Here is a 23238-nt window from a genome sequence, read left to right as displayed (position 1 = left end):
AAAGATTATTTGCCTTATAATAAAATAACACGAAAAAATATAAAAATACAATGGAGAAGATGTGTCTTTTCATAATAAAAACGTGCATTCGCGAAGTGGAACGCACGCTTTTCTTATTTTATCCAAATGGAAGCGTTTGAAAACGAAACTTGCCCAATTTTCATATATTTTTCATAACGTTTTTCGATTAATTCATCTTTCGAAATTCCGTTTAATTGTTCAAAAGTTTTTCTAAGCATTAAATCTATATTTTCTGACTGTTTCAAAACATTACGGTGTGCTCCACCTTTTGCCTCTGGAATAATTTCGTCAATTACACCTAATTCTTTCAAATCTGCCGCTGTAATTCTCATCGCCTCTGCAGCTTCCTTTGCTTTTCCTGCATCTTTCCAAAGAATTGCCGCTGCACCCTCTGGTGTAATAACAGAATAAGTGGAATTTTCTAGCATATGAATGTAATCTCCTACTCCAAGACCTAGCGCACCACCGCTACCACCTTCGCCGATAACGATACAAATAACAGGTACCGTTAAGCCTGCCATTTCAAATAAATTGCGGGCGATCGCTTCACTTTGACCACGTTCTTCAGCAGCTTTACCAGGATAAGCTCCTTTCGTATCAATAAAACAAATAATTGGACGATTGAACTTTTCCGCCTGCTTCATTAAACGCAATGCTTTTCGATATCCTTCTGGATGAGGCATCCCAAAATTACGGCGAATATTTTCTTTCGTATCTTTTCCGCGTTGGTGCCCAATTACAGTTACAGGCATCCCTTTATATTTCGCAATGCCGCCGACAATCGCTGCATCATCGCCAAATAGACGATCTCCATGACATTCAAAAAAATCAGTAAATAAGTGCTCAATATAATCGAGCGTTGTCGGTCGTTCTGCATGACGAGCAATTTGAACACGGTCCCATACTTTCATATTGCCGTATATATCTTCCTCTAAATTTTCTAGCTTGTCTTCCAAAATACGAATCTCCTCACTGAAGTCCATCTGGCTGTTTTTCGTATAGTCTTTCAGTTCACGAATCTTATTTCTTAGCTCAACAACTGGTTTCTCAAATTCTAGCTCTGCCATACAGCCATTTCCCCTCCTTGATGAACTTCTAAAATCTTGCGAAGCGATTCTCTCATATCATCACGATGTACTACCGCATCTAATTGACCATGTTCTAGTAAGAATTCTGCCGTTTGGAAATCTTCCGGTAGTTTCTCACGCACGGTTTGTTCAATTACACGTCTACCAGCAAATCCGATCAGTGCCCCCGGTTCTGCAAGATTATAATCACCAAGTGAAGCGAAACTTGCTGAAACCCCGCCCGTCGTTGGGTGAGTCATAACAGAAATAAATAATCCTCCTGCATTACTATGCTTTTTCAAAGCTACGCTTGTTTTTGCCATTTGCATTAAACTTAATATCCCTTCTTGCATACGGGCACCACCCGAAGCAGTAAAGATAATAAATGGAACTTGTAAGTCGTATGCCTTTTCAACCGCACGGGCAATTTTTTCTCCTACAACAGAGCCCATGCTCCCCATTCGAAAACGAGAATCCATTACTGCAACAACAACAAGCATGTCATCAATTGTTCCTTCACCAGTTACAACCGCTTCGTTCAATTCAGTCTTCTTACGATCGCTCTCTAGTTTCTCTTCATAATTTGGAAACTCGAGTGGATTTAATGAAACCATTTCTTTGTCATACTCACGGAATGACCCTTCGTCCAATATACTATCCAGACGTTCCCACGCATTCATAGGATGATGATATCCACAATTCACACATACTTTTAAATTTTTTAGAACTTCTTTCGTATACATGATTTTTTTACATTTCGGACATTTTGTCATAACGCCATCTGGTACATCTTTTCGTACTTGTTCTGAAGGTATTGCAGCGTACTTTTTCTTTTTCACGAATAAATCTCTTAGCACAATTTGACCCCCTTCGTTGAGAGCTAAGGTTAGCGTAAGAAGAAAATTGGGCTAACACCAAAGTTTGATGTTAGCCTTATCTTCTCAATCTGTCTAATAACCTCACTCTTTACGTTTAACTTTAACCGCTACGCGATAGAATGTTTGTCATAACGTGTCATGGTCATTTCGACAAATTTTATACATTACGAGTGAAACTGTATATTCTCTACTAATTCATCGTAAATTTTTAGTGCATCATTTTCTTGTTTTTCTTCCAAAGTAGCATAAAGCTTTCTATACATATCGATAGAATCTCCTGAAACTTTACAAGAAAGAGTTGATACATAATCATTTACGATCATCCAAATGCGATATAGTAAATAATTATCGACTTGTTCAATAAGTGTTTTAAAGAACGTTTGGTGAAGCATTGGAATTGAGTTTTCATTTCCTTCAAGCACTTGATGTAATTTACTTAGCACTTTAGAAAACGTTTCTTTCGGTAAATTACATACAATTCGAATCATATCTTTCTCAAGCAATCGTTTTGTTTGTAATAAATCACGAATTGTTTTCTCATCTTGCAGCAAGAACGGAGCAATCAATTGTACAAGACCGTTATCGTAAAAGTTTCGAATAAACGTCCCTTCACCACGTCTCGTTTCAATTAACCCTACAAGTTCTAAAGCACGCAACGCTTCTCTTACAGAGGAACGTCCTACGTTTAAACGTGAACTTAACTCACGCTCAGACGGTAAACGATCCCCTGCTATCAATCCATCCTCTTCCATAATGGAACGGATTTTTTTTACAATTTCGAGATATACTTTTGTATTTGATGATGTCAATGGAAATTCCTCGCTTATTCTTTACCAATCAGCGCTAATTGTTTTGTTTTCTCAGCAACTTCATTTGGATCCACTTGACGGCGAGCTACCCCTGTCTCCATTGCAGCTTTCGCAACGTAAGCTGCTACTTGAGGCGCTACACGCGCATCAAACGGTGCTGGAATGATATAGTCTGCATTCAACTCATCTTCTGCTACAAGCTCAGCAATGGCTTGTACAGCTGCCATCTTCATTTCTTCGTTAATTTGTGTCGCATGTACGTCAAGTGCACCGCGGAAAATACCAGGGAACGCTAGTACATTATTTACTTGGTTTGCAAAGTCAGAACGACCTGTTCCAACAACAGCTGCGCCCGCTGCTTTTGCCAATTCTGGCATAATTTCTGGAACTGGATTCGCCATTGCAAAAATAATTGCATCGTCATTCATTGTACGAACCATCTCTTCTGTTAATGCACCTTCTGCAGATACACCAATGAATACGTCCGCACCTTGTACAACATCAGCTAAAGAACCTTCGATACGATTCTTATTTGTATATTTTGCAACTTCATCCTTCACCGGATTCATACCTGTAGGACGACCTTCATAGATCGCGCCTTTACGGTCACACATAATAATGTCGCGTACGCCATAGCGATATAAAAGTTTAATAATTGCAATACCTGCTGCACCTGCGCCATTTGCGACAACTTTAATGTCAGACATTTTCTTTCCAACTAGTTTTAGCGCGTTCACAAGACCTGCTACTGTTACGATAGCTGTTCCGTGTTGATCATCATGGAAGATAGGAATATTTGTTTCTTTTTTCAAACGTTCTTCAATAATGAAGCAGTTTGGTGCTGCGATATCTTCTAAGTTAACGCCGCCAAAAGTTGGCTCCATTAATTTTACAGTTTCAACAATTTTATCTACATCGTTTGTATTTAAGGCAATTGGGAATGCATCTACACCAGCAAAGCTCTTGAATAATACAGCTTTACCTTCCATTACTGGAAGAGATGCTTCAGGTCCAATGTTACCAAGACCAAGTACAGCCGTTCCATCTGTCACAACTGCTACCATATTTCCCTTCATTGTATATTCATATACCTTACTTTTATCGTCATAAATTTCCTTACAAGGTTCTGCAACCCCTGGAGAATATGCAAGACTTAAATCTTTTGCATTTTCTACTTTTACTTTTGATACAGTTTCTAATTTTCCTTGATGCACTTTATGCATGTGAAGTGCTTCTTCACGAAGTGTTGACAAACTATCCACTCTCCTCAAATTATTCTTGCTGATATCAATTTCTCCAAGTGGTCTGACCACGAACACTACTACTATAATAATCGAAGTGTAGGGAAATTGTCCATTATATTTTCACAACCACATTTTCTTCCCCGACAATTTCACGAAGTGCTCCTAAACATTCTTCACTTGGGTGAATCGATAAACTTCGAGATAATTGTACCATTTTATGTTCCTTTTCATAATAAATTAGTACTTTCGCAAAACCCGAATAGTCAAACAATATTTTAGTAACCTGATTTAAAAGCTTTTTCTCATACTGAGACGGCAATTTCACGTAAACAGACGCATCTTTCTTTTCCTCATACGCATCCATTTCTTCTAACGGATATAGTCCATTTACAATCCATTGTAACTTATGATTTCTAAGCTCAATCGTGCCGTCAACTAAAACAATTGCTCCTTCTTGTAACTTATCTGAGAAATGTATATACGTTTCGGGGAAAAGAACCGCTTCCATTTCATCATTTTGATCACAAAATGTAATAAACGCCATCTTTTGCAACTTTTTCGTACGAATCACTCTCACGCTTGTTATATACACAATAGCTCTTTGTACTTTTTTCTTATGTCGCATCGCCTGAGCGAGAGATGGAATTTCTAATTCTTTCGCTAACTTCACATACTGCGCTGTCGGATAGCTTGATAAATAAAAACCTAGTACTTCCTTCTCTTTATTTAACTGTTCAATAAAGGAGAGCTCTTCTCCTTGTACGTATTTTGATTTCGGAACAGCATCTCCTAAATCACGCGCAAGATTTGCATACTCTAACGCTCCTTTAAGACTTTTCCATAAATTTGTTCTCGAAACACCAAAATCGTCAAAACATCCAGACCAGACGAACGCCTCTAAATTTCGCTCTGTTACAAACTTTGATGGCATGCGCAAACAAAATTCAAATAAATCTTCAAACATTTTTTTCTCTCGTTCTTCAAGTAATGCTGTCACGGTAGCCATTCCAATGTTTCGAATGGAAAGTAAACTGTAACGTATTGCATTTCCTTCTATTTGGAAATTGTAACCACTTCTCTGAAGAGATGGCGGCAAAACATGAAAACCTTTTCGCTTCGTTTCCCGTATATATTGCACAATCTTATCTTCATTTCCAATTGCACTCGATAATAGTGCCGTCATAAATTCCAGCGTATAATTCGCTTTTAAATAGGCAAGCTGATACCCAATCATACTGTAGGCTACAGCGTGACTTCGGTTAAAACCGTAATTTGCGAATCTTACAATTAAATCGTAAATTTTCTCTGCAGATGTCTCGTCATAACCATTTTGTAAACACCCTTGCACAAAATGCTTACGTTCCTGATCTAAAATATCACGATTTTTTTTACTCACTGCACGGCGTAATAAATCGGCTTCTCCGAGCGAGAAGCCCGCCAACTTCGACGCAATTTGCATAATTTGTTCTTGGTATACAATTACACCGTATGTTCTTTCTAAAATCGGCTTTAAGTCCGGATGTAAATATTCAATTTTTCTTTTTCCATGTTTTGATTCAATAAAGGTTGGAATTTGTTCCATCGGTCCTGGTCTATATAACGAGTTAACAGCAACAATATCTTCAAATTCATTCGGCTTTAACCCGCGAAGTACATTTCGCATACCACTTGATTCGAGCTGGAATACACCTGTTGTATCCCCTCTACCTAATAATTGGAATGTCTTTTCATCTTGAAGTGGTAAATTTCTTATATCAATTTCTTTCCCTGTTTTTTGCACGATAAACTTTATAATATTTTCAAGTAACGTTAAATTACGTAATCCTAAAAAGTCCATCTTGAGCAACCCAAGTTCTTCTAACGCATCAGCTGGGTATTGCGTAACATACACATCGTTATGCCCTTCTTGAATCGCTACACTTCCCGTTAACGGTTCTTGACTCATAATAACGCCAGCTGCATGAATAGACGTATGACGTGGCAAGCCTTCTACACGTTTTGCAATCTCAAATACACGCTCATGTAAAAGATTTCCTTGAATAAACTCACGAAGCGATTGTGACTCTTCATAAGCATCTTTTAACGTTATCCCAAGCTTTGATGGAATAAGTTTTGAGAATATATCAATATCTCGCGGCGGAAGCCCCATTACACGCGCAATATCTCTAATTGCCGCCTTTGCTGCAAGCGTCCCGAACGTTACAATTTGCGCAACACGAAGCTGACCATATTTATCTTTCACATATCGAATCATCTCATCACGTCTTATATCTGGAAAATCGATATCAATATCTGGAAGTGTCACACGTTCGGGATTTAAAAATCTCTCAAATAATAAATCGTATTCAATTGGATCAATATCTGTAATTTCTAATACATACGAAACGAGTGATCCAGCAGCTGATCCACGACCTGGTCCTGTTAATATATGATTTTCATGCGCATACTTCATAAAATCCCATACGATGAGGAAATAATCACTAAACCCCATACTAGAAATAACGTTTAATTCATGATTCAAACGGTTTATATGTACTTCTTTCGGCGTACCATAACGTTTCTGTAATCCTTCTTCACAAACGCGGCGCAAATACATATCATTCGTCTCGTTAGATGGAACAGGGAATTTCGGTAATTGATTTACATGAAACGGTATTTCTACTCTGCAACGTTCTGCAATTTCTACTGTGTTATAAATCGCTTCTTCTACGTGAGAAAATAGGGCTTCCATTTCATCTGATGATTTTAAATAATATTGATCTGTTTTCAGCCTCGGCCTATCGGGATCTGTCATTTTCGTTCCACTTTCAACAGATAATAAACATTCATGAACAAGTGCATCACTTTGATTGATGTAGCGTACATCGTTCGTCGCTACAACCGGAATATTTACCCTATTCATAAATGCAGGTAATTTTTCTTGCAGAAGCAGTTCATCTTGAATCGCATGATGCTGTAAACTCATATAAAAATTGCCGAACATATTTTGATATGCACGAGCTACTTCTTCAGCCTGACTTTCTTTGTCTTCTAATAATAATTGTTCAATTTCTCCATCTTTCCCTGGTGAAATTGCAATTAGCCCTTTCGCATAATGCGCAAGCCATTTCTTCGGAATACCTTCTTTTGACTTCGTCATAATGCTACTAGAAATCTTTAATAAATTTTGATAACCTATTTCATTTTCAGCAAGTAAGACAAGCGGATAAGACTTTTCTTCTTCTTCACTAAAAATAGAGGCTGTTAAACCGATAATAGGATGTATACCATGTTTCTTACATGCTTTATAAAACGGGATAACGCCATACATAACATTTTCATCTGTAATAGCCAGCGATGAATAACCGAGCTCTTTCGCCCTGACTACAAGCTCATCAATTTTACAAGCACTTTTTAATAAACTAAAAACGGTTTGACATTGTAAATGCACAAACTTCACTGTTGTACCCTCTCTTTACCTATTTGACTACTTTTATTATAGGTGAAGAGGAAAGCGGAAATCAAAACATACTTCTTATACTTTGTCCATATATATGAAGAAGAAAGGGGAATGACGATGGATGTAAGAGAACATACTTTTTTCTCTCTGCTTATTATTAGTTATTTTATTGCCTTTGGGGTTATACTTGGTGGTTCATTAATTGGTGGATTTGGTGCATTTCTTATCGGAAAACCAACTCTAACTTACATTAATCAATTCGCCCAAAATTTAAGAATTTGGGCACTCGTTGCAGCGATTGGCGGAACATTTGATACTTTTTATAGTTTTGAAAGAAGTTTCTTTGGCGGAGATATGAAAGATATCGTAAAACAAATTCTCCTTATTTTTTTCGCAACGGGTGGTATGCAAACCGGTCTTATTATTATTAAATGGCTAACGCAGGAACATGCATGAGAGTACCAAGTGCCAATACAGCAAAAAGATGGTATTTAGTTTTAGCTGGCGCTGCTGTTGGAGGTGTATTGAGCTGGTTTATTTTTTTGTACATATACGGTGTTTTTCAAGAAGAACAAGCTATTAAAATAGCAGAACAAAGAGAAATTATCGAAAAACAAGAAGCAAAGCTCCACGTCCTTCTAGAAGATCAAGAAAAATTGAACACAGAAAATAAACGTCTCTTAACCATTCAAGAGATTAAAATAAAACTTATAAATCAAGAAAAATACGATTTAGACAACCTTACAATTGAAAATATGACTACTTCTATCCATAATGACCTCCAGCATCTTTTAACGAAAAACATACAAAGTATCGCAAAAAATAAAGACCTACTCAAAAAGGTAATCGAAAACAAGACGTACAAACATTACGATCGGCTATACCGTTTTAAAGTCGATACAATATCTTTTGATACAGTGCTTGAAATTAGCATTACGATAGAGAAAGAAAAATAAAGAAGGAGGGCTTTAGCGCCACTCCTTCTTTTCGTTCTAACATATAATTTCTTATTTACAAATCTCACGTAAATCAGCAAATAGACGATCCGCTTCTTCCCAAGAAGATGCTTTTGCACCAGAAGCCATCGGATGTCCTCCGCCGTTATATTGCATTGCTAATTTATTTATAACTGGTCCTTTTGAACGAAGGCGAACACGAATCACATCGTCTTCCTCTAAAAATAGAACCCACGCCTTTAATCCATCAATGTTACCAAGTGCTCCAACAACACCGGATGCCTCAGAAGGAAGTACATCAAATTTTTCTAATACTTCTTTCGTTAATTTAATGTAAGCTGCTCCTTCTTCTACCATCGTAAAGTTTTGTAAAATATAGCCGTTTAAACGAGCGATTTTTTCTTTCGTCTTATACATTTCATTGTATAAATCCGTGAATTTCACATCCATATCAACAAGCTCACTTACGTAACGAAGTGTTTTTGCTGTTGTATTCGGGAATAAGAAACGACCTGTATCCCCAACAATCCCCGCTAAAATAAGACGAGCTGCTTCTTTTGTTATTTGTAACCCTTTATCTTTTCCATAATTATAAAACTCATAAATCATTTCACTTGTAGAACTTGCTGTCGTATCTACCCACGTAATATCTCCGTATGGATCTTCATTTGGATGGTGATCAATTTTGATTAACATCTTCCCTTTTGTATAGCGTTGATCATCAACACGTTCTTGGTTTGCTGTATCACAAACGATAACAAGCGCATTTTCGTATACACTATCTTCAATATCATCCATTACTCGTAAATATGCTAATGACGGTTCATTGTACCCAACCGTATAAATATTTTTCTCTGGAAACGATTCTTGTAGAATGGTACTAAGACCGCCCTGTGAGCCTAACGCATCTGGATCCGGACGCACATGACGATGAATAATAATTGTATCAAACTCTTTAATTGCTCCTAAAATTTTCTCATGCATATGTATAATCTCCTTTTTATTCAACTTCTTCACTTTAACGTGCAGTAAAAGCCCAATGAATGTGGGCTAATCATTAGCGCGCGGAAACATCCCCACACTAATGAAAGTCTCACTTTATCCTCCATTATAACGGAAAGTATTTCATACATGCGAACAATTGCTTTATAATAAAAATTAGAAAGTTTAGATATTTCTTTTTTCTCCACTATTATTTTTCATAAAGCGATGGGAGTGTGCATTATGCCAGTATTAGTCTTCTGTATTATCGTCTCATTTATGTTGTACCTCTTCTACAAAACAAAATACTTTCGTACAAACCGCCCAATGGAGAAAGGTTGGCTCTCAGGAAAATCCGCAATGGCACTCGGTTCATTCGTCTTATTCTTTGGAATAAACCAATTCTTTTTAGAACTTTCAACCGCTCGTATTATCGTTGGTGTCTTATTCGTTCTATTTGGTAGTGCAAGTGTATTTAATGGATTTCGCCAATACAAACATTTCTTACCATTAGCAGTTAAAGAAGCAGAAGTCTATGAAACAACGTAAAAAAGCATCAACACTATGATGCTTTTTTACGTCCTCTAACTTTTAAAATCATATATGCGACAAACGCAGATGGTATATTAAATGGGTTGCCTTGCACATGAAGATGTAATTGTTCTTCTCCAAAAGACATTCTTTCGTATAGTTCTCGCTGAGATAATCCTGTTTTTTTCTTTTTTTCATGTAAACCTTGTAAGTATAAATATTGAATCGGTATCATTATAAGAAAGTAAAATAGTGCGATACTACCAAAAAAGAGTACTGTTGATGACATAATGCATACACCTTCCCGTAATCCATTTTCTTACAATTCAATCATAACATAATCTAACATCTAATTAAATTAATATTATGTTTTTTAATCAAACAATTGTCTCACCGCATAATTCCTCTTCGACATACTGCATATATCGCCGAATGAAATTACCTGGATTCTTTTTAATTGGTTCAATATCAAGTCTTAATGGTATTTTTCCTGCCATATAAAAGATTCTTGAAGCGGTCCCCAGTCGAATGGATGATTCTGAAATATTTTCCCCATATCCCATCATGAAATTCCCCCATACTTCTTCTAACTGTCCCGAAGTAATTAAATGCAATCTCGGAACACCAATATCAAACTCTTTATAGCCAAATCCACATTCATCAAAATCGAGTAAATACCAACCCTCTTTGTCTACAAGAATATTTCCAAAATGCATATCTCCGTGAACAAATTGTTTTTCTCCCAATTGTATTGAGTTTGTAAGTTCTTGTATTCTTTCTGCAATTCTCAAGCATTTATTTTTATCCTCATAAGATAAAAAAGAAGTATTTAATAAACATTGTAAAGGCTCATGAATCATCTTTTTCTCGCTATATATAGGTCTTTCATAACCTCCCCAAGTTTGCGGCACACTTTTAAGCACTCCATTTGTTTTTTCATGAAACATTCGCATTAATGACCCAAGCTTTTCATAATCTTTATCCTTTGGTTCTATAATTTCACTTCCATTTATAAACCTAAAGACAACAAAATACTGGATACTTCCTTCATCTTTCATAACAGGTGTGACCCAGTCACCATCTTTATTTACAACTACTTCTGGTACTAACATTTGTTTTTGCAACCCTATTAACCAATGTATTTCAGCTTCTATTTGCTCGGCTGTATAACGTCCTTCCCTATACTGCCTAACTACAAATTTATTTTTGTCCGATTCGAACATATATGTGTGATTTTCTCCCCCATGCAACAATGAAACTTTCGTAAGACTAATTAAATTATATTGCTTACATAACTGCTCTTTAATGTAAAAATCCATTCTTCTCCCCCTAGTTCGTATAGTGAAGCATAGTAATGATTAGTAACGTAAGCTTTCCTACTGACTAACAAGCAATTTTCTATCCGTACCGATACATATCCTGCTATTTTTTTACTTCTCTTCCAAAACTCTGACCGAACTTAAGTAATAGCTTCAAAATCCAATAAAACAAAATAAAATTAAGGAAAAAACCTAATGGATGAAACGAAAATTCCCATCCACCATAATAAACAAATGTTTCAACTGGTATACCAAAGTAAAGAAAATCACTCTTATTTTCTCCAGTTGTAGGGATAAAAGAACAAATAATAGCGAAAATCAAACTTATTACATACAATTTCTTTTTATTTAAATCCATTATTCTATGAGTTATCACATGAACAGTAATTACAAGTATTAAACCTAAAAAGAAAAGTACTACTCCCATTCGACACCTCCACAATTATTGCTCCAGCATCTTCAAATTATCGCATGCCCTATTTATGAATATGAAACAAAACGTAATTTAACATTCTCTTTTGCAATTCAAAATATAATACATTCGATAACTAAATTTTAAAACCCTCTAATGTAGCGTTCTAAAAAAAATGGAACAAACCAAAGCGGCTTGCTCCATCTTTTTATTTATCAATCAATTGCACCATAAGTAATGCTTTCCCAACAACATTACCTTCATGATGTACTTCTACATCAACCTTACCAAATTTACGTCCAATTTCTAATACTTTCGGATGAACGGATACAACGTTGTCAATTTGAACTGGTTTTACGAAATAAATTGTTAAATTCTCAACAATTAAATCACTCTTCTTTTGCGCACGAATAACGCGATTCGTTGCTTCTGTCACAATCGTTGCGAATACACCGTAAGATAGCGTTCCGATTGAGTTCGTCATTTGCGGCGTCACTGAAAATTGATATAAATGCTCATTTTTCGCTTCTTTCGGCGTCATAAATTGATTCGTTACAATATCATCGATTGTTTCACCTACTTGCGGTTGACGCTGAATCATTTGCAACGCCTGAAGTACATCTTGACGGCTAATAATACCTTGCAACTTATTTCCTTCATCAACAACAGGAAGTAACTCAATACCTTCCCACACCATCATACGTGCCGCAGCTGCGACAGACATTTTGCCATTTACCGTAATTGGATGCCTTGTCATTACCTTATCAATTGGTGTTTCTTTTGCAACACCAATCATATCCTTAGAAGTCACAATACCTAATACCTTTTTATTTTCATCAACAATTGGATACCTTCCGTGCATCGTCTCTTCGTTATATGCATGCCATTGCTGCACTGTATCATTTGGTTTTAAATATAACGTCTCTTCAATTGGCGTTAAAATATCTTCAACGAGTACAATTTCTTTCTTAATAAGCTGATCGTAAATCGCACGGTTAATTAACGTTGCAACTGTAAATGTATCGTAACTACTTGAAATAATCGGCAGTTTTAATTCATCTGCTAATTTCTTCACATGATCTTCCGTATCAAATCCGCCCGTAATTAACACCGCAGCTCCGGTTTCTAACGCTAATTGATGTGCGTTCGTACGATTACCGACAATAAGTAAGTTTCCAGCTTCTGTATAGCGCATCATCGCTTCTAATTTCATTGCTCCGATTACGAATTTATTTAACGTTTTATGTAGTCCTTCTCTGCCTCCAAGTACTTGACCATCAACAATGTTAACGACTTCTGCATATGTCAGCTTTTCAATATTTTCTTTCTTCTTTTGTTCAATTCGAATTGTTCCGACACGTTCAATCGTACTAACATACCCTTTATTTTCTGCATCTTTAATTGCACGATAAGCTGTCCCTTCACTTACACTCAAATCTTTTGCAATTTGCCTTACAGAAATTTTATGCCCTACTGGCAGGCTATTAATATGTTCTAAAATTTGGTTATGCTTGGTAGCCAAATGGTTTCACCATACTTTCTTTTCCCTAAATTCTTCATGTGTTGTATTTTTAGTATACTATATTTTCAAAACTGTTACACTCTCTCTTTGTATATCTGTACTATTTTTTTTATAACAAAATACGCCTTACATTACACCACTTCTTCTATTACAACAATGTAATGGTATTGTCATCTCGTTCGATAGTTTGTTCAGCCGCTTCCATATACAATGAAGACAAGAAATGAAACAAAGGAGCGGATACATGATGAAAAAATTATTAGAAGTTGTAGGTGCTGTATTGTTAGCTTTCGTAGACGGGAAAAAAGTTGCAATGGAATTGAATGAAACACCTGAGCAGCCACTTCCAAAAAGAGAAGAATCATCAAAACAAATACAACCTTTAAAAGCTATCCTACACACGTAAAAAACCCTTCACTTGTCTTTTCAAATGAAGGGTTTCTTTTCTATAGTGTAATACTTTCTCCAGCTTCTAATACTTTCCCTGTACAATTTTGTAGCTTTTCTACAAATTGATATGGATCTTGTTCAATTACTGGGAACGTATTGTAATGCATCGGTACAACAGTTTTAGCCTGAACCCATTTTGCTGCTAAAACAGCATCTTCTGGTCCCATTGTGAAATTATCACCAATTGGTAAAAATGCTACATCAATGTTATTTAGTTCTCCAATTAATTTCATATCAGAGAATAGAGCAGTATCCCCTGCATGGTACAAAGTTTTCTCTTCTGCTGTAAATAAAATACCCGATGGCATACCAGTATATGTAATCGTCTTATTTTCTTCATCAATATAACTAGAACCGTGGAATGCTTGTGTAAACTTCACTTTTCCGAAATCAAATTCATGCGAACCACCTATATGCATCGGATGTGTATTTACACCTTGCCAACTTAAAAATGTCGCTAGTTCAAATGGTGCTACAACAACCGCATTATTTTTCTTCGCAAGTTCTACTGTATCTCCAACATGATCACCATGACCATGCGATAAAAGAATCGCATCTACTTTTACATCTTCAGCCTTTAAATCTGTTTTCGGATTTCCTGTTAAAAACGGATCAATTAAAATAACTTTTCCATTCGTTTCAATCTTTACAACTGAATGTCCATGATAAGATACTTTCATTATTACATTCCTCCCCTATTCACATTCTCACTTTTTATTCTACATGATTTTTCAATTCCCTGTCTTTTCTAACATCTATTTACTTGTCATAACGCTTTCTTCCGAGTTAAAGTTATATTTGTAATTAAATATCTCGGGGGTGCCAATCGATGAATGCTAGATTAGAAAATTTAATGCAATGGCTAAAAGAAAAAAACGTAGAAGCTGCGTTCTTAACTTCTACACCAAACGTCTTCTACATGACAAACTTCCACTGTGAACCACACGAAAGACTTCTTGGTATGTTTGTATTCCAAGAAAAAGAGCCTATTTTAATTTGCCCTAAAATGGAAGAAGGCCAAGCACGTAACGCCGGCTGGGCACATGAAATTATCGGATTTACTGATACTGACAGACCATGGGATATGATTGCAAAAGCAATTAAAGACCGCGGCATCAATGCAAACGCAGTTGCAATTGAAAAAGAACATTTAAACGTAGAGCGCTACGAAGAATTAACAAAACTATTCCCAAATGCAGCTTTCACATCAGCTGAGGAAAAAGTTCGTGAACTTCGTTTAATTAAAGATGAAAAAGAACTTTCTATTTTACGCGAAGCAGCTAAAATGGCAGACTATGCTGTTGAAGTTGGTGTAAATGCAATTAAAGAAGATCGTAGCGAACTAGAAGTATTAGCAATTATTGAACATGAATTAAAAACAAAAGGCATACATAAAATGTCATTTGATACGATGGTATTAGCTGGTGCAAACTCTGCTCTTCCACACGGTATTCCAGGTGCAAACAAAATGAAACGCGGCGATTTCGTACTATTTGATTTAGGCGTAATCATTGACGGTTATTGCTCTGACATTACACGTACAGTGGCATTTGGCGAGATTTCTGAAGAACAAACTCGCATTTACAACACTGTACTTGCTGGACAACTACAAGCAGTTGAAGCATGTAAACCAGGTGTTACACTTGGCGCAATCGACAACGCTGCTCGTTCTGTTATCGCAGATGCAGGTTATGGTGACTTCTTCCCGCACCGCCTTGGTCACGGACTTGGAATTAGCGTGCACGAATATCCAGATGTAAAAGCTGGTAACGAATCTCCATTAAAAGAAGGTATGGTCTTCACAATTGAGCCAGGTATTTACGTACCAAACGTAGGTGGCGTTCGTATTGAAGATGATATTTATATCACAAAAGACGGGTCAGAAATTTTAACGAAGTTCCCGAAAGAATTACAATTTGTAAAATAATAAAAAAGGCAGCTTAATTGCTGCCTTTTTATTTCTCTGCTATTTCAAATTTCTCTACTATCATTTTCACTGGATAACTCTCAAACGTTTGAGAAGACCATACTTTTATTTTATCCCCTGTTTTTAATTGATCATATGCATCTTTATCCTTAAAAATTAGGACTATATCTGATGGATAATCTTGATTCATTTGTTGTTCTATATAATTTTGTAACTCTATTTTTGTCTCAAACGTTTTATCATCGGCCAAAAACACTGTTTCATTTCTTAATATGATATACCCTTCTTTAGGTACTTCTTTTACTGCTACTTGCTCTACTGATTTTGTAGTACACGCTGCTAATATGATTAGAACCACACCTAAAAACATGAACATAGAAAATTTCATATGCCTATCCATCCGCAACTCCTTACCCTACACTATTTCCGCTTTAAAACCATTTTCTCCTCATACTTATCATCCCATTTAATCACAATCTCTATCGGTTCATCTTTAGATAGAGGCGCACAACTTACACAAGAAGACTTCATTTCAATCTTTGCTCCTTTATGATTTTCTGACGTTTGTGTCATTGTGCTAAAGGCTCCATTAATAGCAATCTCTAAATTTTTAAATTCTGTATTTCCATCTCCGCCCTTATACCGAAATGTAAACATTCCATCTTCACTGTCATCCTTAATATGGCCTTTATATTGTCCCGTCCAACTTTTGCTCTCGCTAGAAAAAGTAAAATACCAAATCGAGCAGCTTCCTAAAAAGAAAATACTAATGAAAAAGAATAATGCTCTCTTCATCATGCCCCTCCATTCAAATGCACTTATTTATTGTCCATTTCTTCCTTCTATTATACTATTAAAATACAGAATTTTCTAAAATAGGAGGTTTATATGTTACAACAACAGTTAGAAGAAATTCGTAATAATAATTACATACTGGATAACAAAGTTAACATTGATTCTTTAAGTTCCAATATGCTTGAACATATCGGTGTTACTGATAGCTATTTAAGAGACAAACTTATTTACTCTACTTTCTATCATCTCATCAAAAAGGAATACATTTCACACACGCAATCGCAGAAACTACTATTAGAAAGCATCAGTGAAAAATATTTACTGTATAAGATTCATTCAAGTGACGAAGATGCGGTATTTACCCGAGCATTTACAACATTATTAATTGCGCTCATTATTGATGCTGATACAAATCATAATTTCTTATCACAGACTGATATTTCAAATGTAAAAGATCAACTAATTCTATATATGAACAATGAACATGATTTCCGCGGATATGTGCAAAACCACGGCTGGGCACATAGTATCGCTCATGCTTCCGATACATTTGAAGCGCTTGTTCGTAGTCCTAAACTGGAAACTTTACATTACGAAGAAATATTACAAACTTTATTAAACAAAGTCTGTGTCCATTCTATTTACTACAAATATGAAGAAGACGAGCGTCTCGTTTATCCGATTGTCGCAATGCTACAAAATGGCTTAAAGGAAGAAGCACTCATATTAGCCCTTCATGACTTAGTAGCTCAATTACCCGCAAAAAAACAAACATTACATATTGAATCGTACGAGTTTCTATATGGGAACATAAAATCTTTCTTACGCAGCTTATTTTTCAGACTGCGCAAGCTTTCTATATGTGAAGAAACTGAATGTGAAGTTGAAAAATTGCTACAAGAGCTTCCAAAATATTATTAAAAAAAGAAGGCCACTTAGAAAGTGCCTTCTTCTATTTCACTAATATTTAATTGAAATTTCACGATCCAAACTGAGAAAAGGTGGACAAGAAGCGCAAACGCCATACATGCTCCGCTTAAAAAAGTTAGTATAGGATGCGAATACACGTGCCCTAATCCATAAGATATCGCCACGAAAAACATTGTTATGTAAATATAAATTGCTCCATGTATTTGCCTCATATGAACCTCCTTTTCATATAGTATAACATAAATTTTCTGATTATTCACATTAATAGACTGTAATTAATATTTCTCAACTGTTACACCTCTAACAGCCGCTTTAATATATGGTGCTCCTTGTAAACTTTGTAAATCCTCTGTTTTGCCTGTTACAACTACACCGTATATTGGTAGGTCTTTCGGTTCGAAGTTTTTCATTTCATTATAATTTTCCCTAAAATATTCTTGATATCCCCCTTTATTTTCGCTTAAAGATTTCATAGCATCAATAAACCCCATTGAGTTCCCTTCAATATCCTTGTACTCGTCTTCCTTCTTATCAGCATAACTACCCTCAAAGCCAAAAACGTTCATTGATACCTCTGCATTTAACACTGCTCCAGTTTCAGGATCCGTTAACCCAGTATACGTCTCTGCTTTCGTTTCATCATATGTATCTACCCAAAGCCACACAGGTCGTATTCCTTCAGGGAGCATTTTTACTACTTCCTCCGCTGTATATGCCTTATCAAAAGATAGAGCTACCTCTGCGACTTTATTCTGCAATTCACTAATTCTCTCTAAATCATTCACATAGTTTAAATACTTTACAAAAGGTAAATAAAACCGCATTTCTCTTTGCATTGTCTGTCTATTGTAATCTTGCCTTGTAGCAAATTCTGATTGTTTATTTATATTCTCTTCTTCTAAACCTGTATTTCCATTATCATTTTTTTGACTGTAACCCAAAATCGAATACTCATAAATTTCATCAATCCATTTAACTGGTTGTCCTTGAATGTTTTTATAGGAACTGTACATCATTGTACCGCTAGCTATTCCCATGCTTAACTTTGTATGTCCATTAAAAATAATATTAGGCCCTTGAACACTGTGTCTGAAATATACTCTCTGATCCATTTCCCGCTTATTCTTTTCATTAAAATAAATTAATAAACTGATACTACCTACAATCAAGACTAATGTCACAACTACTGAGATTACTAGATTTCTCCAAAACTGCTTCCTCTTCGCCTTCTTCATCAAAGTCTTCATCTGCTTATCATCCATATTCAAATCAAAGTCCTTCCGCCCCATCGTTTCTCCTCCTGTACAATTTTTTAAATTGATTTCTTGCACGGTACAAACTTGTTTTCACTGTTTCTTCTTTCATATTTAATAAAATGGCAATTTCCTTATAAGATAGTTCATATTCATATTTCAACAGTAAAATATGGCGATATTCCTCCGTCATCGTCTCCAATATTTCTTGTACCTCGCCTTGTAGTTCACTTGTTAAAAGCACTTCATCTAATGACTTTTGACCAATAAGAACGACAGATTCAATCGCAATTGGATTTAGTCTTTTTTCTTTTCGGTGTAAATCTCGGTGCTGATTGATCGCAACTCTAAAGAGCCACGGTGTTAAATGTTCTAACGGTATTTCCTCCATAAGCAATAAAGCTTTATACAACGTATCTTGTACAATATCTTCTGCTTCTTTTCTATTTGCTCCAATCTTAATTAAGTATCCAAACACAGCTTTTGACTTCTCTATTAATAACGTTTCAAATGTATCATGGCTCATCTAGCTCTCCTTTCTATATACTCAACGTTTGAGAGCGTAAAATGTATACAGCTTTTCTTAAAAAAATTTTAATAATAAAAAGCACATCCATTTTGATGTGCTTCTCTCAAAAATACTATTCTATTATTTCATCGCGTCCTTCACAACATCTTGAATCATAACGACTTCTGTTTTCATATCAACAGAGGGTGCTTCTTCATCGATACACTCATACCAAAATTCCAAGTGCTTTTTATCAATTTCATGATGAGAATTTTCGACAAGAGCCCCGCCTTCTCCTTGCACAGAATACCAATATAAGTACTCTTCTCCATCTCTTATTTCCCGGAAAATTGTCTCAACGTACATCTTTTCGTCGTTTAGTGTCAAAAGCACTTCTTTCATATTGTCATTCAGAAGCTGCATCCATTCATCTACACGATGACTTTTATCTTGTTTCACTTTAAATCTCGTTAACTCCACATTCATTTTTATTCCCCCGTTTTCTTACGTACAAATAAACTATATTCTATCGGATTATGAAAACTTAATTTGTTAGCTAATTTTTGAGAAGAAATATTATCTACATAACAATCCCAGCACGGTGTAATATCATTTTGCATGCAATGTTCAATGAACTGCGTTGCAACAGCTTGGGCTAATCCTTTTCCTTGATGCGCTTCATGCGTCACGATATCAATTTCAGCAAATCCATTCCCGCTAAATATCGAAACACATTCAGATATAATCAGTCCCTCTTGTTCTATATAAAATCCAAAACCATCATTCAAAAATGCTTCAATTGATCCCCAATAATCTTTATAATATTCCTCTGTAAATTCACTGCTTCGTTCTATATCTCTTCTATCAATACGCTTCACTTCATATGTATTTTTGTTACAATCTCGTTTTCTCTCTTCAAAGGTTACGCTTTGAAACTTCATTCGTGGAATGTTCCGAAGTACATGACTAAAACGCTCTTCAATCATCATTTCCCACTCTTCACTCGAAGTGAACACTGTAAATCTCTTCTCTGTTTTTTCAATAGCCTTTTTTATCAACGAAAATAAATCTTCGTTATAATTTTGATCATCAGTATCACCAAATAAATAATAAATACCGTTAGCTGTACGAATTAGTCCTGCTGTTAACTTCTCGTTTACAAAAACCTCACCATCTATCACTTGATCACATACCGCATAAGCAAACGTCGTCGTTTTTATATGACTTTCTAAAATCGGAAGGATTTTTCTATACTCGGCTACAGATAATTTTTTCATAATTGCTCCACTTTAATCGTATCAGCCTCTATATTTTCAAAACAAAGATTTACCGTTCTCTTTAATGCTCTCGTTCTATGAATCGTACACGCCGGAATTAAAATAGAATCATTTGGCTTTAATACCGCTGTTTCTCCATCTTCAAAATCAATAAGTAATTCTCCCTCTAGCACAATAAATAATTCATCCGAATTAGAATGATAGTGCCAATCATATTCACCAGTAAATACAGCGATTCGTAAGCAATGACTATTTACATTTGAAACAACGAAGTTTTTATGTTGCTCTTGAATGTCCTTTGTTAATTCTATTAAGTTCACAGTTTCCATCTTTCGTCCCACCCTTTCATTAGTCGTTCTTCTGAAAAAACAACTTAGTCTCCACCACCTCCGCAATCTCCTCCACTATCACTTGAGCTACTACAATCACTGCTACTATAGTCACCAAATCCGCTTGATGAACTTGAAGCGGATGAAGATTTTTTATTCCTTTTTCTTTTCTTATCTTTCTTACTTTCATGACTAGGCCATACTGTATCAAATAATATAAAAAATAAGACTAATTGTATTGCAACAAGGAGAAATTCTAAAATACTCTCAATAATATTAGGAGTTATCTCCAAACTGTAAAACACTCCAAATGAATACATACACAAAATTACATACAGAGCCATACAAATATACCGAAATGTTTTTTCTATCATAAGGACTACTTTTTTTGAAAGAGGTATGTTCTGTTCCTGCTTTTTCTTTATATATTTTTGTCTTTTAGCTTGCTTTTGCTTCCTCTTTTTGCTCCCCATCCAATCCCCTCTTCGACTTACATTTTTCATTTAATTCCAAATTATCACAAAAAATAACTTTGTAACAAGCTATATTTCACGTAAAGTTTTATTTACTTTTTGTAAAGCTTCATTTACTTATTACCTAAAAATGGATATAATAAATGTAACAAATTTACAAAAAGGAGACTTTGTATATTTGATTAAAAATAAGGTAAAACAATTCCGCGTCGTTAGAGACATCACCCAAGAACAATTAGCTTCCTCTGTTCAAATCACTAGACAATCCCTCATCGCTATCGAAAAAAACAAATACAACCCAAGTTTAGAATTAGCATTGAAATTATGTGAGTTTTTCAACTGTAAAGTAGAAGATTTATTTCAATTAGATAAAACTGGGGAGGAAAAAGAATGAAAAATACTTCTAGTCAAAAGTTCATTTCACATCTTACTATTTTATTGTTAGGATCATCTTTACTTTATTTCAATAGTAATGACGAAGAAAAGATTAGTTCTGTCCTTCTATTCGCTGGCGTATACGTACTCTTATCCTTGATACTATTCGTAGTGAAAAAAATATTCTTTAAGAAAAAAAAGAGCGTTTCCGAGAAATATCCATTACCTGAAATGGATGAAAGAATCGAGAAGATGAGTTTAAAGCTTATGGCACAAATTTTCGGTCTCTCTCATTTAGTCGGCTCTGCGATACTATTTATTTTATATATCACTGACAAAAATTCGATGATACGAGTTGAGTATGCCTTATATTACGTGTTCGGCATTCTTTTCTTTACCATGATGTTCGGATTGAAAATTGTAAAGAAACTAGATAATTAACTCAAATAAAAAGCCCCTCCTTATGAAAGGAGGGGCTTACATGTATTTCTATTATGATAAAGCAGGAGCTTTTTCAAGAAGCTCTTTTGCATCAGCGTATTGTAAACCGTGAGCTTCTGCAACCGCTTCGAATGTTACATATCCATCTAATGTGTTAATACCTTTTAATAATGCAGTGTTGCCTAGGCAAGCATCTTTATAGCCTTTGTTCGCAATTTGTACTGCATATGGTACTGTTACGTTTGTTAATGCAAGAGTTGATGTACGTGGAACCGCACCTGGCATGTTTGCAACTGCATAATGAACAACGCCATGTTTTTCGTAAGTTGGGTTGTCATGAGTTGTAATACGGTCAGTTGTTTCAAAAATACCACCTTGGTCAATCGCGATATCTACAACGACAGAACCTGGTTCCATTGATTGAATCATTTCTTCTGTTACAAGTTTTGGCGCTTTTGCACCTGGAATTAATACTGCACCAATGACAAGGTCAGATTCTTTTACAGCTTCTGCAATATTGTATGGATTAGACATTAACGTTTTTACTTGGTTACCGAAAATGTCATCTAATTGACGAAGACGTTCTGCACTTAAGTCGATGATTGTTACATCTGCACCTAAACCTACTGCAATCTTCGCTGCGTTTGTACCAGCTTGACCACCGCCGATAATTGTTACTTTGCCGCGTTTTACCCCTGGAACGCCTGCAAGTAAAATACCTTTACCGCCTTTGTTTTTCTCAAGGAATTGTGCACCGATTTGTGCAGACATACGACCTGCTACTTCACTCATAGGTGCAAGTAATGGTAATGAACGATTGTCTAATTGTACTGTTTCGTATGCAATTGATACAACTTTGTTATCAATTAATGCTTTCGTTAATTCTGGTTCTGGAGCTAAGTGTAAGTATGTGAATAAAATTAAACCTTCGCGGAAATAGCCGTATTCACTCGCAACTGGCTCTTTTACCTTCATAACCATATCTTGATTCCATGCTTCTTCAGCAGTTTCAACAAGTTTCGCACCAGCTTGTACGTATTCTTCATCCGTAAAGCCAGATCCTAAACCTGCTCCTTTTTGAACAAAAACTTCATGACCATTTTGTACTAAATGTACTGCTCCCGCTGGCGTCATTGCCACGCGGTTTTCATTGTTTTTAATTTCTGTTGGAATACCGATACGCATTATTAGTTCCCCCTTGAGTTATGAAATGACCCCTGAATCATTTTTTAAAGCGCTTTCTACGCTCTTATATTTTAACATAATATCTCAATATTTGACAAAAAATAATACAAGTTTTC

Annotated in this window: 29 protein-coding genes; 8 read left to right on the top strand and 21 right to left on the bottom strand. The window is 35.6% G+C overall.

Annotated features, from left to right (window positions below; all coding sequences use genetic code 11):
* Positions 1–113 precede the first annotated feature (113 nt).
* The 5 genes from accA to dnaE form a co-directional block, all read right to left on the bottom strand.
* Positions 114–1088, bottom strand: a complete 975-nt coding sequence (accA, locus tag AC0L0O_RS01570; protein WP_000818794.1) for an acetyl-CoA carboxylase carboxyl transferase subunit alpha — start codon at positions 1086–1088, stop codon at positions 114–116.
* Positions 1076–1945 carry an acetyl-CoA carboxylase, carboxyltransferase subunit beta gene (gene accD / locus AC0L0O_RS01565; RefSeq protein ID WP_000942874.1) on the bottom strand — a complete coding sequence of 290 codons (870 nt, stop codon included), beginning with the start codon at positions 1943–1945 and terminating at the stop codon, positions 1076–1078. The genes accA and accD overlap by 13 nt, the downstream gene beginning before the upstream one ends.
* 185 nt (positions 1946–2130) lie before the next feature.
* Complete coding sequence (locus AC0L0O_RS01560) at positions 2131–2775, bottom strand: FadR/GntR family transcriptional regulator (protein ID WP_428888936.1); 645 nt, start codon at positions 2773–2775, stop codon at positions 2131–2133.
* A 14-nt stretch (positions 2776–2789) separates the two neighbouring features.
* Complete coding sequence (gene ystJ / locus AC0L0O_RS01555; protein ID WP_011199012.1) at positions 2790–3998, bottom strand: NADP-dependent malic enzyme; 1209 nt, start codon at positions 3996–3998, stop codon at positions 2790–2792.
* 133 nt (positions 3999–4131) lie between these two features.
* The gene (gene dnaE / locus AC0L0O_RS01550; RefSeq protein WP_000673745.1) at positions 4132–7458 is read right to left on the bottom strand and encodes a DNA polymerase III subunit alpha; all 3327 of its coding nucleotides are present in this window, start codon (positions 7456–7458) and stop codon (positions 4132–4134) included.
* Between the two features lie 42 nt (positions 7459–7500).
* On the opposite strand from dnaE, the gene AC0L0O_RS01545 reads away from it, so the two are divergent.
* Together AC0L0O_RS01545 and ytrI are read left to right on the top strand one after the other, a co-directional pair.
* On the top strand, positions 7501–7914 hold the full coding sequence (locus tag AC0L0O_RS01545; protein WP_002037188.1) for a YtrH family sporulation protein: 414 nt from the start codon (positions 7501–7503) through the stop codon (positions 7912–7914).
* Positions 7911–8414, top strand: a complete 504-nt coding sequence (ytrI, locus tag AC0L0O_RS01540) for a sporulation membrane protein YtrI (protein WP_001265729.1) — start codon at positions 7911–7913, stop codon at positions 8412–8414. Before AC0L0O_RS01545 ends, ytrI begins: the two co-directional genes overlap by 4 nt.
* A gap of 51 nt (positions 8415–8465) precedes the next feature.
* On the opposite strand, the gene AC0L0O_RS01535 is transcribed toward ytrI, so the two are convergent.
* Entirely contained in the window at positions 8466–9398 is a 933-nt protein-coding gene (locus AC0L0O_RS01535) for a DHH family phosphoesterase (protein WP_000544565.1), read from the bottom strand.
* A 240-nt stretch (positions 9399–9638) separates the two neighbouring features.
* On the opposite strand from AC0L0O_RS01535, the gene AC0L0O_RS01530 reads away from it, so the two are divergent.
* Positions 9639–9944 carry a YtpI family protein gene (locus AC0L0O_RS01530; RefSeq protein WP_001144777.1) on the top strand — a complete coding sequence of 102 codons (306 nt, stop codon included), beginning with the start codon at positions 9639–9641 and terminating at the stop codon, positions 9942–9944.
* 13 nt (positions 9945–9957) lie between these two features.
* Here AC0L0O_RS01530 and AC0L0O_RS01525 read toward each other — a convergent pair whose 3' ends face one another.
* From AC0L0O_RS01525 to AC0L0O_RS01510, 4 genes are all read right to left on the bottom strand, one after another.
* Positions 9958–10215, bottom strand: coding sequence for a DUF3949 domain-containing protein (locus AC0L0O_RS01525; protein ID WP_000099735.1), 258 nt, complete (start codon positions 10213–10215; stop codon positions 9958–9960).
* A gap of 88 nt (positions 10216–10303) precedes the next feature.
* Positions 10304–11245: a phosphotransferase enzyme family protein gene (locus tag AC0L0O_RS01520; RefSeq protein WP_277493691.1), complete on the bottom strand. Its 942-nt coding sequence runs from the start codon at positions 11243–11245 to the stop codon at positions 10304–10306.
* Between the two features lie 103 nt (positions 11246–11348).
* Positions 11349–11672, bottom strand: coding sequence for a hypothetical protein (locus tag AC0L0O_RS01515; protein WP_042510821.1), 324 nt, complete (start codon positions 11670–11672; stop codon positions 11349–11351).
* Positions 11673–11865: 193 nt separating this feature from the next.
* Positions 11866–13179 (bottom strand): CBS domain-containing protein, encoded by a 1314-nt coding sequence (locus AC0L0O_RS01510; protein ID WP_000201587.1) that lies wholly within the window; start codon positions 13177–13179, stop codon positions 11866–11868.
* Positions 13180–13423: 244 nt separating this feature from the next.
* Between AC0L0O_RS01510 and AC0L0O_RS01505 the strand changes: the two genes are divergently transcribed.
* Positions 13424–13585: a hypothetical protein gene (locus tag AC0L0O_RS01505; protein WP_000976307.1), complete on the top strand. Its 162-nt coding sequence runs from the start codon at positions 13424–13426 to the stop codon at positions 13583–13585.
* A 40-nt stretch (positions 13586–13625) separates the two neighbouring features.
* Here the strand turns inward: AC0L0O_RS01505 and AC0L0O_RS01500 are convergent, their stop codons facing one another.
* On the bottom strand, positions 13626–14309 hold the full coding sequence (locus tag AC0L0O_RS01500) for a metal-dependent hydrolase (RefSeq protein ID WP_428888935.1): 684 nt from the start codon (positions 14307–14309) through the stop codon (positions 13626–13628).
* Between the two features lie 149 nt (positions 14310–14458).
* On the opposite strand from AC0L0O_RS01500, the gene pepQ reads away from it, so the two are divergent.
* Entirely contained in the window at positions 14459–15556 is a 1098-nt protein-coding gene (gene pepQ, locus AC0L0O_RS01495; protein ID WP_000994044.1) for a Xaa-Pro dipeptidase, read from the top strand.
* Positions 15557–15584: 28 nt separating this feature from the next.
* On the opposite strand, the gene AC0L0O_RS01490 is transcribed toward pepQ, so the two are convergent.
* Both AC0L0O_RS01490 and AC0L0O_RS01485 read right to left on the bottom strand, forming a co-directional pair.
* A complete protein-coding gene (locus AC0L0O_RS01490; RefSeq protein WP_000373822.1) occupies positions 15585–15956 on the bottom strand; it encodes a DUF3221 domain-containing protein in 372 nt (123 codons plus the stop codon).
* 20 nt (positions 15957–15976) lie between these two features.
* Complete coding sequence (locus AC0L0O_RS01485) at positions 15977–16351, bottom strand: hypothetical protein (RefSeq protein ID WP_000816720.1); 375 nt, start codon at positions 16349–16351, stop codon at positions 15977–15979.
* A gap of 93 nt (positions 16352–16444) precedes the next feature.
* On the opposite strand from AC0L0O_RS01485, the gene AC0L0O_RS01480 reads away from it, so the two are divergent.
* Positions 16445–17272, top strand: a complete 828-nt coding sequence (locus AC0L0O_RS01480) for a DUF2785 domain-containing protein (RefSeq protein WP_000941463.1) — start codon at positions 16445–16447, stop codon at positions 17270–17272.
* 14 nt (positions 17273–17286) lie between these two features.
* On the opposite strand, the gene AC0L0O_RS01475 is transcribed toward AC0L0O_RS01480, so the two are convergent.
* From AC0L0O_RS01475 to AC0L0O_RS01445, 7 genes are all read right to left on the bottom strand, one after another.
* Positions 17287–17493, bottom strand: a complete 207-nt coding sequence (locus AC0L0O_RS01475) for a hypothetical protein (protein ID WP_001248905.1) — start codon at positions 17491–17493, stop codon at positions 17287–17289.
* A 63-nt stretch (positions 17494–17556) separates the two neighbouring features.
* Complete coding sequence (locus AC0L0O_RS01470) at positions 17557–18570, bottom strand: anti-sigma factor (protein WP_000532719.1); 1014 nt, start codon at positions 18568–18570, stop codon at positions 17557–17559.
* Positions 18551–19060: an RNA polymerase sigma factor gene (locus AC0L0O_RS01465; protein ID WP_000017733.1), complete on the bottom strand. Its 510-nt coding sequence runs from the start codon at positions 19058–19060 to the stop codon at positions 18551–18553. Before AC0L0O_RS01465 ends, AC0L0O_RS01470 begins: the two co-directional genes overlap by 20 nt.
* A 123-nt stretch (positions 19061–19183) precedes the next feature.
* Positions 19184–19528 carry a DUF6176 family protein gene (locus AC0L0O_RS01460; protein ID WP_001100220.1) on the bottom strand — a complete coding sequence of 115 codons (345 nt, stop codon included), beginning with the start codon at positions 19526–19528 and terminating at the stop codon, positions 19184–19186.
* Between the two features lie 2 nt (positions 19529–19530).
* The gene (locus AC0L0O_RS01455; RefSeq protein ID WP_411500975.1) at positions 19531–20319 is read right to left on the bottom strand and encodes a GNAT family N-acetyltransferase; all 789 of its coding nucleotides are present in this window, start codon (positions 20317–20319) and stop codon (positions 19531–19533) included.
* On the bottom strand, positions 20316–20648 hold the full coding sequence (locus AC0L0O_RS01450; protein WP_000450944.1) for a cupin domain-containing protein: 333 nt from the start codon (positions 20646–20648) through the stop codon (positions 20316–20318). The genes AC0L0O_RS01455 and AC0L0O_RS01450 overlap by 4 nt, the downstream gene beginning before the upstream one ends.
* 44 nt (positions 20649–20692) lie before the next feature.
* Positions 20693–21121, bottom strand: coding sequence for a hypothetical protein (locus tag AC0L0O_RS01445; protein WP_000534956.1), 429 nt, complete (start codon positions 21119–21121; stop codon positions 20693–20695).
* Between the two features lie 130 nt (positions 21122–21251).
* On the opposite strand from AC0L0O_RS01445, the gene AC0L0O_RS01440 reads away from it, so the two are divergent.
* Together AC0L0O_RS01440 and AC0L0O_RS01435 are read left to right on the top strand one after the other, a co-directional pair.
* A complete protein-coding gene (locus AC0L0O_RS01440; RefSeq protein ID WP_002003636.1) occupies positions 21252–21515 on the top strand; it encodes a helix-turn-helix transcriptional regulator in 264 nt (87 codons plus the stop codon).
* On the top strand, positions 21512–21937 hold the full coding sequence (locus AC0L0O_RS01435; RefSeq protein ID WP_411500976.1) for a hypothetical protein: 426 nt from the start codon (positions 21512–21514) through the stop codon (positions 21935–21937). The genes AC0L0O_RS01440 and AC0L0O_RS01435 overlap by 4 nt, the downstream gene beginning before the upstream one ends.
* Positions 21938–21988: 51 nt before the next feature.
* Here AC0L0O_RS01435 and ald read toward each other — a convergent pair whose 3' ends face one another.
* Positions 21989–23122 carry an alanine dehydrogenase gene (gene ald, locus AC0L0O_RS01430; protein WP_001219405.1) on the bottom strand — a complete coding sequence of 378 codons (1134 nt, stop codon included), beginning with the start codon at positions 23120–23122 and terminating at the stop codon, positions 21989–21991.
* Positions 23123–23238: the final 116 nt, after the last annotated feature.

Source organism: Bacillus sp. GS3m_15504, from assembly GCF_055825275.1.
This window is presented reverse-complemented; position numbering and strand designations above follow the sequence as displayed.

Bases quoted from the DNA above. Each gene is read 5' to 3' on its own strand.
- AC0L0O_RS01465 (WP_000017733.1), bottom strand. From the start codon at position 19,060: ATGAGCCATGATACATTTGAAACGTTATTAATAGAGAAGTCAAAAGCT.
- accA (WP_000818794.1), bottom strand. From the start codon at position 1,088: ATGGCAGAGCTAGAATTTGAGAAACCAGTTGTTGAGCTAAGAAATAAG.
- AC0L0O_RS01475 (WP_001248905.1), bottom strand. From the start codon at position 17,493: ATGAGGCAAATACATGGAGCAATTTATATTTACATAACAATGTTTTTC.
- pepQ (WP_000994044.1), top strand. From the start codon at position 14,459: ATGAATGCTAGATTAGAAAATTTAATGCAATGGCTAAAAGAAAAAAAC.
- AC0L0O_RS01505 (WP_000976307.1), top strand. From the start codon at position 13,424: ATGATGAAAAAATTATTAGAAGTTGTAGGTGCTGTATTGTTAGCTTTC.
- AC0L0O_RS01530 (WP_001144777.1), top strand. From the start codon at position 9,639: ATGCCAGTATTAGTCTTCTGTATTATCGTCTCATTTATGTTGTACCTC.
- AC0L0O_RS01480 (WP_000941463.1), top strand. From the start codon at position 16,445: ATGTTACAACAACAGTTAGAAGAAATTCGTAATAATAATTACATACTG.
- ald (WP_001219405.1), bottom strand. From the start codon at position 23,122: ATGCGTATCGGTATTCCAACAGAAATTAAAAACAATGAAAACCGCGTG.
- AC0L0O_RS01460 (WP_001100220.1), bottom strand. From the start codon at position 19,528: ATGAATGTGGAGTTAACGAGATTTAAAGTGAAACAAGATAAAAGTCAT.
- AC0L0O_RS01515 (WP_042510821.1), bottom strand. From the start codon at position 11,672: ATGGGAGTAGTACTTTTCTTTTTAGGTTTAATACTTGTAATTACTGTT.
- AC0L0O_RS01490 (WP_000373822.1), bottom strand. From the start codon at position 15,956: ATGGATAGGCATATGAAATTTTCTATGTTCATGTTTTTAGGTGTGGTT.
- AC0L0O_RS01450 (WP_000450944.1), bottom strand. From the start codon at position 20,648: ATGGAAACTGTGAACTTAATAGAATTAACAAAGGACATTCAAGAGCAA.
- AC0L0O_RS01445 (WP_000534956.1), bottom strand. From the start codon at position 21,121: ATGGGGAGCAAAAAGAGGAAGCAAAAGCAAGCTAAAAGACAAAAATAT.
- ytrI (WP_001265729.1), top strand. From the start codon at position 7,911: ATGAGAGTACCAAGTGCCAATACAGCAAAAAGATGGTATTTAGTTTTA.
- AC0L0O_RS01470 (WP_000532719.1), bottom strand. From the start codon at position 18,570: ATGGGGCGGAAGGACTTTGATTTGAATATGGATGATAAGCAGATGAAG.
- AC0L0O_RS01500 (WP_428888935.1), bottom strand. From the start codon at position 14,309: ATGAAAGTATCTTATCATGGACATTCAGTTGTAAAGATTGAAACGAAT.
- AC0L0O_RS01525 (WP_000099735.1), bottom strand. From the start codon at position 10,215: ATGTCATCAACAGTACTCTTTTTTGGTAGTATCGCACTATTTTACTTT.
- ystJ (WP_011199012.1), bottom strand. From the start codon at position 3,998: ATGCATAAAGTGCATCAAGGAAAATTAGAAACTGTATCAAAAGTAAAA.
- AC0L0O_RS01535 (WP_000544565.1), bottom strand. From the start codon at position 9,398: ATGCATGAGAAAATTTTAGGAGCAATTAAAGAGTTTGATACAATTATT.
- AC0L0O_RS01520 (WP_277493691.1), bottom strand. From the start codon at position 11,245: ATGGATTTTTACATTAAAGAGCAGTTATGTAAGCAATATAATTTAATT.
- AC0L0O_RS01455 (WP_411500975.1), bottom strand. From the start codon at position 20,319: ATGAAAAAATTATCTGTAGCCGAGTATAGAAAAATCCTTCCGATTTTA.
- AC0L0O_RS01485 (WP_000816720.1), bottom strand. From the start codon at position 16,351: ATGAAGAGAGCATTATTCTTTTTCATTAGTATTTTCTTTTTAGGAAGC.
- AC0L0O_RS01440 (WP_002003636.1), top strand. From the start codon at position 21,252: ATGGATATAATAAATGTAACAAATTTACAAAAAGGAGACTTTGTATAT.
- AC0L0O_RS01435 (WP_411500976.1), top strand. From the start codon at position 21,512: ATGAAAAATACTTCTAGTCAAAAGTTCATTTCACATCTTACTATTTTA.